Source organism: Paenibacillus sp. J22P218 (assembly GCF_056269195.1).
This window is the reverse complement of the sequence record NZ_JBWDNL010000003.1, coordinates 750,295-762,697: the sequence shown is the minus strand read 5'-3', so window position 1 is coordinate 762,697 and position 12,403 is coordinate 750,295. Positions and strand designations below refer to the sequence as shown.

At 51.1% G+C, this 12,403-nt stretch carries 10 protein-coding genes and 1 other RNA gene; 10 read left to right on the top strand and 1 reads right to left on the bottom strand.

Annotation, left to right across the window (positions count from 1 at the left end; all coding sequences use genetic code 11):
- The first annotated feature begins 118 nt into the window (after positions 1–118).
- From AC0YN0_RS17995 to ssrA, 10 genes are all read left to right on the top strand, one after another.
- Positions 119–1,303 (top strand): phosphoglycerate kinase, encoded by a 1,185-nt coding sequence (locus AC0YN0_RS17995; protein WP_475822480.1) that lies wholly within the window; start codon positions 119–121, stop codon positions 1,301–1,303.
- A 35-nt stretch (positions 1,304–1,338) separates the two neighbouring features.
- Positions 1,339–2,094 (top strand): triose-phosphate isomerase, encoded by a 756-nt coding sequence (gene tpiA / locus AC0YN0_RS17990; protein WP_442051569.1) that lies wholly within the window; start codon positions 1,339–1,341, stop codon positions 2,092–2,094.
- Position 2,095: 1 nt separating this feature from the next.
- Positions 2,096–3,634 carry a 2,3-bisphosphoglycerate-independent phosphoglycerate mutase gene (gene gpmI, locus AC0YN0_RS17985; RefSeq protein WP_475822479.1) on the top strand — a complete coding sequence of 513 codons (1,539 nt, stop codon included), beginning with the start codon at positions 2,096–2,098 and terminating at the stop codon, positions 3,632–3,634.
- Between the two features lie 47 nt (positions 3,635–3,681).
- Positions 3,682–4,974, top strand: a complete 1,293-nt coding sequence (gene eno, locus AC0YN0_RS17980; RefSeq protein WP_442051571.1) for a phosphopyruvate hydratase — start codon at positions 3,682–3,684, stop codon at positions 4,972–4,974.
- A gap of 157 nt (positions 4,975–5,131) precedes the next feature.
- Complete coding sequence (locus AC0YN0_RS17975; RefSeq protein WP_475822478.1) at positions 5,132–5,917, top strand: sugar phosphate isomerase/epimerase family protein; 786 nt, start codon at positions 5,132–5,134, stop codon at positions 5,915–5,917.
- A gap of 98 nt (positions 5,918–6,015) precedes the next feature.
- On the top strand, positions 6,016–6,252 hold the full coding sequence (secG, locus tag AC0YN0_RS17970) for a preprotein translocase subunit SecG (protein WP_337103538.1): 237 nt from the start codon (positions 6,016–6,018) through the stop codon (positions 6,250–6,252).
- Positions 6,253–6,425: 173 nt separating this feature from the next.
- Positions 6,426–9,266: a ribonuclease R gene (gene rnr / locus AC0YN0_RS17965; RefSeq protein WP_475822477.1), complete on the top strand. Its 2,841-nt coding sequence runs from the start codon at positions 6,426–6,428 to the stop codon at positions 9,264–9,266.
- Positions 9,267–9,534: 268 nt separating this feature from the next.
- Positions 9,535–9,735 carry a cold-shock protein gene (locus tag AC0YN0_RS17960; RefSeq protein ID WP_028609190.1) on the top strand — a complete coding sequence of 67 codons (201 nt, stop codon included), beginning with the start codon at positions 9,535–9,537 and terminating at the stop codon, positions 9,733–9,735.
- A gap of 156 nt (positions 9,736–9,891) precedes the next feature.
- The gene (gene smpB, locus AC0YN0_RS17955) at positions 9,892–10,371 is read left to right on the top strand and encodes an SsrA-binding protein SmpB (protein ID WP_475822476.1); all 480 of its coding nucleotides are present in this window, start codon (positions 9,892–9,894) and stop codon (positions 10,369–10,371) included.
- A 236-nt stretch (positions 10,372–10,607) separates the two neighbouring features.
- Positions 10,608–10,973: a transfer-messenger RNA gene (gene ssrA, locus AC0YN0_RS17950) on the top strand.
- 140 nt (positions 10,974–11,113) lie between these two features.
- Here the strand turns inward: ssrA and AC0YN0_RS17945 are convergent.
- A complete protein-coding gene (locus AC0YN0_RS17945; protein ID WP_475822475.1) occupies positions 11,114–12,178 on the bottom strand; it encodes a LacI family DNA-binding transcriptional regulator in 1,065 nt (354 codons plus the stop codon).
- Positions 12,179–12,403: the final 225 nt, after the last annotated feature.

Genomic DNA, 12,403 nt, shown 5'->3' with positions numbered 1-12,403 from the left:
GCGTTTCTTCTTGACGAAGGAACGCTCTTTTCTTTTTTTCATACTTAACTTAAGCCGATGCTTCCGATGCTATTTTTGCTCCATTGCATTCCACAGACATTTTAGGAGGGTTCTATCGATGAACAAGAAAAGTGTACGCGACGTAGCTGAACTGGCAGGCAAACGAGTATTTGTACGCGTTGATTTCAACGTGCCGCTCGAGAACGGAAAAATTACGGATGACAAACGGATCCGCGAGACGCTTCCAACGATTAACTTCCTGATCGATAAAGGCGCTAAAGTTATTCTTGCGTCCCACCTTGGCCGTCCGAACGGTCAAGTTGTAGAAGAGCTTCGTCATACGGCTTCCGCAGCGCGTCTGGCTGAGCTTCTAGGCAAACCGGTGACAAAAGCTAACGAAGCAATCGGCGAAGCCGTAGAAGCGCAAGTAGCGGCTTTAAACAACGGCGACGTATTGCTCCTTGAGAACGTTCGCTTCTATGAAGGCGAAGAGAAAAACGATCCGGAACTGGCAAAAGCTTTCGCTAAGCTTGCTGACTTGTTCGTTAACGACGCATTCGGCGCAGCTCACCGCGCGCATGCTTCGACAGAAGGCATTGCACACTTGCTGCCGGCCGTATCCGGTCTTCTGATGGAGAGAGAGCTTGAAGTTCTAGGCAAAGCGCTGAACAACCCTGAGCGTCCTTTCACGGCGATCGTAGGCGGTTCGAAAGTAAAAGACAAAATCGCGGTTATCGACAAAATGCTTGAAATTGCCGACAACATCATCATCGGCGGCGGCTTGTCCTACACCTTCTTCAAGGCGCAAGGCCATGAAATCGGCAAATCGCTCGTAGACAACAGCAAGCTTGATCTAGCGCTTGAGTTCATCGAAAAAGCGAAAAAACTCGGCAAAAACTTCCTGATCCCTGTTGATATCGTAGTAACAGACGACTTCAGCGCAAACGCGAACACAAAAATCGTTGACGTTGACGGCATTCCTGCTGAATGGGAAGGCATCGACATCGGACCTAAGACTCGCGAGCTGTATGCGGACGTTATCAAAAACTCCAAGCTCGTTGTATGGAACGGACCGATGGGCGTATTCGAAATCGAGCCTTTCTCCCACGGCACGCAAGCAGTAGCTCGCGCATGTGCAGAAACATCCGGCTACACGGTTATCGGCGGCGGCGACTCGGCTGCAGCAGCTGAGAAATTCCACCTGGCTGACAAAATGGACTTCATCTCGACGGGCGGCGGCGCTTCCCTTGAGTTCATGGAAGGCAAAGTACTCCCAGGCGTTGTAGCTCTTAACGATAAATAAGATAAATAAGAATAATCCCATTAGGAGGGACCAGCATGAGCAGAAAACCGATTATTGCGGGCAACTGGAAAATGTTCAAGACCGTTTCCGAAGCGGTATCCTTTTTCTCCGAAATTAAAGGCAAAGCAGAAGTAGACGGCGTGGAGAGCGTAATCTGCGCACCATTCACGACGCTTCCTGCCCTTGTTGAAGCAGCGAAAGGCACGTCGATCGCAATCGGCGCGCAAAACGTTCACTTCGAGGACAATGGCGCATTCACAGGCGAGATCAGCGGCGTTATGCTGAAGGATCTTGGCGTGAAATACGTTATTATCGGCCACTCCGAGCGCCGTGCTTATTTCGCGGAATCGGATGAGATCGTGAACAAGAAAGTTCATGCTTCCTTCAAGAACGGCTTGTTGCCGATCGTCTGCGTAGGCGAGAAGCTTGAAGAGCGTGAAGCTGGACAAACGAAAGACGTATGCAAAGTGCAAACCGAAGCGGCATTCCAAGGGCTGTCGGCTGCGCAAGCGGCTGAAGTCGTTATCGCTTACGAGCCAATCTGGGCAATCGGAACAGGCAAATCGTCGACTTCCGAAGACGCGCAAGACGTTATCGGATACATCCGCGGCGTAGTTGCCGGTCTGTATGACCAAGCGACGGCTGATGCGGTTCGCATCCAATACGGCGGCAGCGTGAAACCGAACAATGTAGCGGAATACATGGGCCAAGCGGACATCGACGGCGCGCTTGTCGGCGGCGCAAGCCTTGAGCCTGCTTCTTATATCGCTTTGGTCGAGGGGGCCAAGTAAGATGGCTGCTCCGAAACCTGTAGCATTAATTATTCTTGACGGCTTCGGCCTTCGCGACGACGTAACCGGCAATGCGGTTGCGCAAGCGAATAAGCCGAACTACGATCGTTACTGGTCTACTTATCCGCACACGACGCTGACGGCTTCCGGTGAAGCGGTAGGCTTGCCGGACGGTCAAATGGGCAACTCCGAAGTTGGCCACTTGAACATCGGCGCTGGACGTATCGTATACCAGGATTTGACGCGGATCAGCAAGTCGATTCGTGACCGCGAATTTTTCGAGAACGAAACGATTCTCGGCGCTGTGAACCATGTGAAGAAAAACGGCAAGAAGCTTCATCTCTACGGTTTGCTCTCTGATGGCGGCGTTCATAGCCACATTGAGCACTTGTTCGCCCTGCTGGAGCTGGCGAAGAAGGAAGAACTCGAAGACGTATACATCCATGCTTTCCTCGACGGACGCGATGTATCGCCGGACAGCGCGAAGGGTTACCTGGAGCGCCTGCAAGCGAAGATCGAAGAGGTTGGCGTAGGACGCATCGCGACGGTACAAGGCCGTTATTACGCGATGGACCGCGACAAGCGTTGGGAGCGTACGGAGAAGTCTTACCGCGCTATGGTATACGGCGACGGACCTCAATATACCGATCCGATCAAAGCGGTAGTTGAATCGTATGAGAAATCGGTTTATGATGAATTCGTTATGCCAACGGTTATCGTAGGCGAAGACAATAAGCCGGTCGGTCTTGTGGAGTCCGAGGATGCTGTCATTTTCTTCAATTTCCGTCCTGACCGCGCGATTCAATTGTCGCAAGTATTTACGAACGAGGACTTCCGCGGCTTTGAGCGCGGCGAGAGCCACCCGGTTAACCTTTACTTCGTCTGCTTGACGCTGTTCAGTGAAACCGTAGGCGGCTACGTTGCGTATTCACCGAAGAACCTCGACAACACGCTTGGCGAAGTGCTCGCACAGAACAACAAGAAGCAGCTTCGTACGGCTGAAACCGAGAAATATCCGCATGTCACGTTCTTCTTTAGCGGCGGACGCGATGCGGAGCTTCCGGGCGAGACGCGCGTGCTGATCAACTCGCCTAAGGTCGCGACTTACGACCTGCAGCCTGAGATGAGCGCTTACGAGCTTGCGGAATCGACTGTTCGCGAGATCGAATCCGGTAAACACGATGCGATTATTCTGAACTTCGCGAATCCCGACATGGTCGGTCACTCCGGCATGCTGGAGCCGACGATCAAAGCGGTAGAAGCGACGGATGAATGTCTGGGAAAAGTCGTAGAAGCTGTGCTGGCGCAAGGCGGCGTATGCATTATTACGGCTGACCATGGCAATGCGGATATGGTATTCGACGAGAATGGCCGTCCGTTTACGGCGCATACGACGAATCCGGTTCCATTGATCGTAACGAAAGCGGGCGCAACGCTTCGTGATGGCGGCATTCTAGCCGACATCGCGCCGACGTTCCTTGATCTGAGCGAGCTTAATCAGCCTGCTGAGATGACGGGCTCGACTTTAATCAACAAGTAATGCTTGCTAGTAATCAAATTTAACAAATAAAAAGGAGTGTTTTATCCATGTCTATTATCGTTGACGTATATGCACGCGAAGTTCTTGACTCCCGCGGCAACCCAACTGTTGAAGTAGAAGTATCCCTTGAGTCCGGCGGCAAAGGCCGCGCGATCGTGCCATCCGGCGCATCGACTGGCGCTTACGAAGCTGTTGAGCTTCGCGACGGCGACAAATCCCGTTTCCTCGGCAAAGGTGTACTGAAAGCCGTTGAGAACGTGAACACCATTATCGCTCCTGAAGTAATCGGTCTTGACGCTCTTGATCAAGTAGCAATCGACCGCAAAATGATTCAACTTGACGGTACGCCTAACAAAGCGAAGCTTGGCGCTAACGCGATCCTTGCCGTATCGATGGCAGTAGCTCGCGCTGCAGCTGACGCTCTTGATGTACCTCTTTACACTTACCTTGGCGGATTCAACGCTAAGACGCTTCCTGTACCGATGATGAACATCATCAACGGCGGCGAGCATGCTGACAACAACATCGACGTTCAAGAATTCATGGTTCTTCCTGTCGGTGCTGAAAGCTTCAAAGAAGCGCTTCGTATCGGCGCTGAAATCTTCCACAACCTGAAAGCTGTATTGCATGACAAAGGCCTTAACACGGCTGTAGGCGACGAAGGCGGCTTCGCTCCTAACCTTGGTTCGAACGAAGAAGCAATCACGACAATCATCTCCGCTATCGAGCGCGCAGGCTACAAGCCAGGCGTTGACGTATTCCTCGGTATGGACGTTGCTTCGACTGAATTCTTCAAAGACGGCAAATACGTGCTTGCTGGCGAAGGCAAATCGTTCTCCCCTGCTGAGTTCGTAGACCTGCTTGCTTCGTGGGTAGACAAGTACCCGATCGTATCGATCGAAGACGGCTGCTCCGAAGACGACTGGGATGGTTGGAAACTGCTTACCGAGAAACTTGGAAGCAAAGTTCAACTCGTTGGCGATGACTTGTTCGTAACGAACACAGAGCGTCTGTCCGACGGTATCGAAAAAGGCGTAGGCAACTCGATCCTCGTTAAAGTTAACCAAATCGGTACGCTTACTGAAACATTCGATGCGATCGAAATGGCTAAACGCGCTGGTTACACGGCAGTTATCTCCCACCGTTCCGGTGAGAGCGAAGACAGCACAATCGCTGACATCGCTGTTGCTACAAACGCTGGCCAAATCAAAACAGGCGCTCCGTCCCGTACGGACCGCGTTGCGAAATACAACCAATTGCTTCGCATTGAGGACCAACTTGGTTCGACTGCTCAATACGGCGGCAAAGCAGCATTCTACAACTTGAAAAACTTCAAATAAGACGCTTAAAGCAAGCTTTATAAGCGTAAGAGGGAGACGGCCTTGTGCCGTCTTCTTTTTTTTATGCGCGGATAGTGGTTGTTGCAGGTTATGAACGGCGTCCGAGAAGGGGAATCTAATTTCATACTGATGATGTACAGAGGTGCAGGGAATGGGAATGAAGGATGAGAGAGTGCAAGACAAGCCGGTCATTGGCATGCAAATGTATTCGCTGCGCGATGAGGCGGAAATTGATTTCCTTGGAACGTTAGAGAAGGTTGCGGAGATTGGCTACAAGGCGGTCGAGCTTACCGGGTTTTTCAACGTGCCGGCCAAGGAGCTGAAGAATAAGCTGAAGATTCTTGGTCTGTCGGCGCCATCGGCGCATATCCCGCTGAACTTCAACGATATGCCGAATATGCTCTCGGAGTTCTCGGCGCAGCTCGAGTATGCGAAGGAAGTGGGCTTCGACTTTATCATCACACCGTGGGCACCGCTGCCGGAGGAGCCGTTAATGGATGATGTGAAGCATCTCGTCGATGTGTTCACCAAATGCGGATTGAAGGTGAAGGAGATGGGTATGAAGTACGGCTTCCATAATCATGAGGATGAATTCAAGCTGATTGAAGGCAAGACCGTGCTTGAGCATCTGATGGAGCAAATGCCGAAGGAGCTTATGACGCTCGAGCTGGATCTTGGGTGGGTGCATATGGCCGGGTATGAACCGGATCTTTATATGCACAAGTTCAAAGATCGAATCAAACTAATTCACGCGAAGGACTTCACGGATGGCCGCAAAGATATAGAAGTTGGGCGAGGCAAGGTTGGTTACGACAAGCTGATTCGTACGGCGGACAGCGCTGGTATTGCCTATATTTTTGTTGAGCAAGAGCAGTTTGAGGTAAGTTCGCTTGAAAGCGCGCGTGTGAATTTTGATTATTTCCGAAAATTGGGTTACGTCTAACATCCGGGTACTTGGTTGTCCTATTGTAATCTGTGCCCAGCTATGATAAAATCAGCTTATGTGTTTTTTACGGAGCACCTACGCTGGAGGTGGAATAAATGGAAATCGCTTTGAAAATTGTGCTTGTCATTTTCGCACTTGGCCTTATTGGCGTTGTTTTGCTTCAGAAGGGTAAGAGCGCAGGGTTGTCCGGAGCAATCACGGGCGGAGCTGAGCACTTGTTCGGTAAACAAAAAGCGCGCGGTCTGGATTTGTTCTTGCAGCGCTTGACGATCATTTTGGCAGTTGGATTCTTTGTCCTGGCATTGGTCGTTTCTTACTTCGTACAACAATAATTGAATGATCATGCGGAAAGCAGGGAGATATCCCTGCTTTTTTTGTATTTCTGCTCATTGTCGCGGATGTATGGCTTCCATTTCGTGTATACTACATGGTATATGATAATCTATCAACCTGTTGCAGATTATACTAGAATACTGCGGCAGGCGTATGAGGAGAAATAGCGATAATGACAAATTACGAGCAGGAATTGCTTGATTTCATGAGGGAAACGGCTTATAAGCCCATGACCTACCAAGAGCTTGAGAAGCACTTCGGTATTGAAGGCGCAGAGGAATTCAAGCAATTTCTAAAGCTGCTCAACCAGCTTGAGGATGAGGGGAAGATCGTTCGTACGCGCAATGAGCTGTATGGCGTGCCGGAACGAATGAATCTGCTGAGAGGCAAGCTGCAGGCGCATGCGAAGGGCTTCGGCTTCCTGCTGCCCGACGAGAAGGATCACCCTGATGTCTATATTCATGCGAATGACTTGAAAAGCGCCATGAACGGCGATATATTGCTTGTCCGCATCACGTCGAAGAGCGAGGGCGGCGGACGGATGGAGGGCGAGGTCGTTCGGGTCGTCCAGCGTGCGGTTACGCAAATCGTCGGCACGTTCGAGAATCACGAATCGTATGCGTTCGTTGTGCCTGATGACAAACGGATCAATCGCGATATTTTTATTCCTAAGGGCGGATTTGAAGGTGCGGTTTCGGGGCAGAAAGTCGTCGTGCGAATTGTGTCGTATCCGGAAGGCCGCTCTGCTGCCGAAGGGGAAATTGTCGAAGTGCTCGGGCATAAGGATGACCCGGGCGTCGATATTTTGTCGATTATTCGCAAGCATCAATTGCCGGAGGGTTTCCCGGATGAGGTGATGGCGGAAGCGGACGCGGCTCCGGATGAGATTACGGAGGAAGAGATCGTTCAGCAAGGCAGACGCGATCTTCGCGGTGAGGTTATCGTGACGATTGACGGCGAAGATGCGAAGGACTTGGACGATGCGGTACATGTGAAGCGGCTGGAGAACGGCAATTTCTTGCTCGGCGTGCACATTGCCGATGTCGGCTACTACGTGCGGGAGAAGTCTGAGCTGGATCAGGAAGCGTATCGGCGCGGATGCAGCGTTTATTTGGTGGACCGCGTTATTCCGATGCTGCCGCATCGATTGTCGAATGGCATATGCTCGCTGCATCCTAAAGTCGACCGGCTGACTTTGTCCTGCGAAATGGAATTTGATGCGAAGACGCTGAAGCGTGTAAGGCATGATGTGTTCACGAGCGTCATTCGCACGAAAGAGCGTATGACGTATACGAACGTGAAGAAGCTTCTAACGGCGACCGATGAAGAGCCGCAGACGGAGCTTAAGGAGCGTTATGCGGATCTGCTCGACATGTTCGCGCTTATGGAGCAGCTCGCGATGCGGCTTCGTTCGAAGCGGATGAAGCGCGGCGCAATCGACTTCGATTTCGTGGAGTCGAAGGTTATCGTCGATGAGACGGGCAAGGCTGTCGATATCGTGAAACGGGAACGCTCGGTAGCTGAGCAGATTATCGAGGAATTCATGCTTGTGGCGAACGAGACAGTGGCCGAGCATTTCCACTGGCTGCGCGTGCCGTTCCTATATCGGATCCATGAAGACCCGAATCAGGAGAAGCTTCTTACGTTCATGCAGTTCGCCTCGAACTTCGGCTATGTGGTGAAGGGCAAAGGCAATTCCGTTCATCCTCGTGCGCTGCAGACGTTGCTGGAGGAGATACAAGGGAAGAAGGAAGCAACGGTCATCTCGACGATGATGCTTCGTTCCATGAAGCAGGCGAAGTATGATGCGGAAAGCCTTGGCCACTTCGGTCTCGCTGCTGAATTCTACTCGCACTTCACGTCGCCGATCCGCCGTTATCCCGATCTGGTCATCCACCGTATCATTCGCGAGGTGATCGAGGGCAGCGGACATTTGACGGAAGCGAGGCATGAGGCGCTGACGGCTAGAATGCCGGAAGTTGCGCAGCACTCCTCCGAGCGGGAGCGGGTGGCTGTCGATGCCGAGCGCGACACGGAGCAGCTTAAGAAATGTGAGCTGATGCTCGATAAAGTAGGCGAAGAGTTCGAAGGTATCATTAGCAGCGTAACGAGCTTCGGCATGTTCATCGAGCTGGAGAATACGGTTGAGGGTCTCATTCGATTGAGCGATCTGACGGATGATTATTACCACTTCCACGAGCAGCACATGATTCTCATCGGCGAGCGTACGTCGAAAATCTATCGCATCGGCGATGAAGTGAAGATTCGGATCGCGCGCGTTAGCATGACGGATCATACGATCGACTTCGAGCTCGTCGATATGAAGCCGCGGAGCGGCGCGATGAAGGGCATTGCCGACGCGGGATTCGGCGTCGGCGGACGCGGCGGCAAGAAGCGCGGCGGCTATGGCAGCCGCGGCGAAGGCGGCCGCGGCGGAGACCGCGCAGGCGGAGCGGGCGGTCGCGGTGGTCGCGCCGGCGCGGGGCGCGGAGGCGCAGCCGGAAGTGGAACTGGCGGCCACGGGGGGAACCCGTGGGTGGCGACTGGCGGCGTCCAAGGCGGCAAGCGACGCGGGCGCGGCAGTAACGGGGCAGGCGCTGTAGGAGCAGGTGCTGCGGGTAACGAGCCGGGACGCGAGGAGCGGGCATCGTGGAAGATCCCCGATGGATCTGCAGGTGATCGTCAGGAGTCGCAATCGCGAGGCGATTCTGCTGAAGGCGGCAAAAAGCAGCAAACCGACATGTGGGGCTTGCCGATCCGGGGAGGTCGCAGCAGTTCATCATCAAGCGGCGGCCATTCGGTTGGTTTCAGCAGGAACGGCAGCAGCGGTCAGGGCGGCGGTAAGCGGAAGAACGCGACGTCTGGCGGCGTATTCAATGCCAACCGTTCGAGCGGCAGTCAGCCAGGACCTGATGCTGCCGGCGGCGGTGAAGGCAAGAAGAAACGTAAGAAGAAGAGCGGAGGGGGAGGCGGCAACGCAACAGCTGCCTTCGTCCGGAAGAAGCGTAAATAAGCGATTAAAGGGTTGGCGGCGCACTCGTTCGGGAGGCCTACCGGGTGCGCCGTGTTTTGGACGAATTGGGAAATTATATTTATATTTGGGCTTGTCGCTTGCTTTTTAATTGTGGGAATAGTATACTCAAGTCAATCGATGATATGAACCTGAATTCACATATTGAAAAGGGTGTCATTATAGTCATGAAACCCTTTCCAATGTGTGAATTTTTTGTTTAAAGACAAACCAGGCGCATATTAATATTATTTTTTTGGAGGTTTTACACATGCAACAAGGTACAGTTAAATGGTTTAACGCAGAGAAAGGTTTTGGCTTCATCGAAGTTGAAGGCGGCAACGATGTATTCGTACACTTCTCCGCAATCACTGGCGAAGGCTTCAAAACTCTTGAAGAAGGCCAACGCGTTGAGTTCAACGTTGTTCAAGGCAACCGTGGACCACAAGCAGAAAACGTAGTTAAGCTGTAATAGCTTACTCGTTGAACGGAACCGTCCTTAGCTTTGGCTAAGGACGGTTTTTGTGTATAGAGGGGATTGGCAACTTCTTGCATTCCGCTTACAAAGTTGCTACAATAAATTTCTGAATATAAACATTTTACGCTGCAAAGTTGAGGTGTGACCGGCATGGGCAAGAAAGCCGACGGCAAGCAATTAGCCCAGAATAAGAAAGCTTCCCATGACTACTTCATCGAAGATACGTTTGAAGCGGGAATGGTGCTAACGGGTACAGAGATCAAGTCGCTGCGGGGCGGCAGAGCGAATATAGGCGATGCATTCGCAACGATTCGCAATGGCGAAATATTCATTCACAACATGCATATTAGCCCGTTCGAACAAGGCAACATCCATAATCCTAGCGATCCAACTCGGGCGCGCAAGTTGTTGTTGCATAAGGCTCAGATTCATAAGCTGTTTGGCTTGTCTAAGCAAGAGGGCTATGCCATCGTGCCACTTAAGATTTACTTACGCAACGGATATGCGAAGCTGCTCATCGGTCTAGGTAAAGGTAAGAAACAGTATGACAAGCGCGATACGGCTGCTAAGCGCGATGCACAACGCGATATTCAGCGTGCGCTGCGCGAGAAACAGAAGGTCGCCAGATAGTTGCAGCATTACCATGGATGATCTCAGCCATTGTTGCCAACAACAATGACGAGCATTAGCCGGACATTCGTGTTATACTAAAGCAGTAGCAAAGGCAATACAACGCAAGCTCAACTGATCAATAACGGATCTGCTGGACAATAAGCAGCTGTTGTTGCTCGCTAATCCTGAAGCTTCATTGACGCTAAACGTTTGAGGTTGAATGAATTTCAACTGTCAGCCGTTTATGCCAAGATGGGGGCGTTCTTGGATTCGACGGGGATAGTACGAGCGCGGGTTGCGGGTAGCAGGGAGTCGTCTGCTTCATCAACGCTAAAGCCAATTAAATGGCAAACAACAACAAAACTACGCTTTCGCAGCTTAATAACCTGTGAGCGTGCTCCTACCTAGCATCGCCCATGTGACTAGACTAGGGGCTAACAAGTAGTGGGATACGCCGCTTCGGTCTCCGCCTGGGGTCGACGGAAGAAGATAATCAGGCTGACCCAACGCGTAGTCGGTTACGGGACGACGCTCGGGTGACATCAATACCGTGACTACACCCGTAGAAGCCTGTGTGGCGTGATCTTCGGACAGGGGTTCAAATCCCCTCGCCTCCACCAAAATACCATTAGAAAAAGCACCGTGCTAGGTGCTTTTTTTGTTTGTTCTGTATGGATGAAGGATGGAGAAGCCTGGTAATCACTAGGTTCAGCGAACAATCCCAAGGCTACTGTGAGGTCTTCGGCATGTTACGAAATGATTAATCCGTAGCTCCGCAGGATTCACGAATCATCAGCTTCGGCGTGTGTTGAATGGAGATCTTCTCTGCCGAGCCGTTCATGGCGCTGATCAGTTGCATGACAGCTACACGCCCGAGATACTCGTTATGCTGATCTAATGACGTAAGTCGTGGAACGCTGTACTCACCCTGCTCGAATTGATCACAGCTTACGATGGCAATATCGTCAGGACACTTAAGTCCTAGATCCTGCATCGCCCGAATCGCTCCGATAGCAACCATATCGTTCATCGCGATCAATGCAGTGGGCAGTTGACTGCGTTCCATCTGTAACAACTGCTTCATCGCTTCATACCCATCCGGTGCGTAGTAATCAGAGGTTATTATATGCTCTTGTGCAATAGGCTTATCTAGTGTAGTCATAACCTGCTTGAAGGACTCGATCCGTGCCGATGTAATTCGAATGCCGGGTTCTCCGCCGATAAAGCCAATGCGATCATGTCCCAGAGCGATCAGGTGGTGGACAATAGAGGCAACTCCTTGCTTCAGGCTACGCTCCATAAAGAGACATTCGCATCCTTCGATCACAGTGCCAAGAATAATAACGGGAATGCGTGAATGTAATTGATTGAGGGCTTGAATATAGCTTTCGGGAATATCCTCGCGGTCAATGACTCCGCCTAGAATGAGAACACCATCCACCTGCTTCTCTAGAATCATCCTTATGTAGGATTCCTCCGCCAAAGAAGCATTATCTTGTGCTTTCTTCTGCACGGACATCGTGTTGAATAGAAGTGTTGCATAGTTACTCTTTAGTGCGAAGCGCTGGATTTCCGTAAATAACGAAGCGAAGTATGGATTGGTAATATCGGGCAGCATGATGCCAATATTCTTACTTGTATGGTTAATCATGCCACGCGCATACACACTCGGTGTATATTGATATTCGTCAATGATACGCTGAATCCGCTCGCGCTTCTTTGGAGAGACGGAGGGACTATTATTCAATACGCGCGATACGGTTGATACCGATACGCCGCATTTCTCCGCAATTTCTGATATCGTGATTTTCTTATTTTGTTTCAAGGAAAGGCCACCTTCTATCAGCAATCGAATAGGTTTATTATACTGGAAATGGGCATGAGGAGCAAGTATTTTTGGTAACGATACCATATCATTTTTTTGTTTCTAATAAGGCCGATTTATTAACTGAAATGAGATTTTACTAACAAAATAGTGTGTTGACAGCCCTTTTTATAATTTGCTATGCTTGGTCTGCGAAATAGATTTCAGTCACTTTTGGTATCGATA

Coding starts and splice junctions, on each gene's coding strand:
- AC0YN0_RS17995 (WP_475822480.1), top strand. CDS start 119: ATGAACAAGAAAAGTGTACGCGACGTAGCTGAACTGGCAGGCAAACGA.
- tpiA (WP_442051569.1), top strand. CDS start 1,339: ATGAGCAGAAAACCGATTATTGCGGGCAACTGGAAAATGTTCAAGACC.
- gpmI (WP_475822479.1), top strand. CDS start 2,096: ATGGCTGCTCCGAAACCTGTAGCATTAATTATTCTTGACGGCTTCGGC.
- eno (WP_442051571.1), top strand. CDS start 3,682: ATGTCTATTATCGTTGACGTATATGCACGCGAAGTTCTTGACTCCCGC.
- AC0YN0_RS17975 (WP_475822478.1), top strand. CDS start 5,132: ATGAAGGATGAGAGAGTGCAAGACAAGCCGGTCATTGGCATGCAAATG.
- secG (WP_337103538.1), top strand. CDS start 6,016: ATGGAAATCGCTTTGAAAATTGTGCTTGTCATTTTCGCACTTGGCCTT.
- rnr (WP_475822477.1), top strand. CDS start 6,426: ATGACAAATTACGAGCAGGAATTGCTTGATTTCATGAGGGAAACGGCT.
- AC0YN0_RS17960 (WP_028609190.1), top strand. CDS start 9,535: ATGCAACAAGGTACAGTTAAATGGTTTAACGCAGAGAAAGGTTTTGGC.
- smpB (WP_475822476.1), top strand. CDS start 9,892: ATGGGCAAGAAAGCCGACGGCAAGCAATTAGCCCAGAATAAGAAAGCT.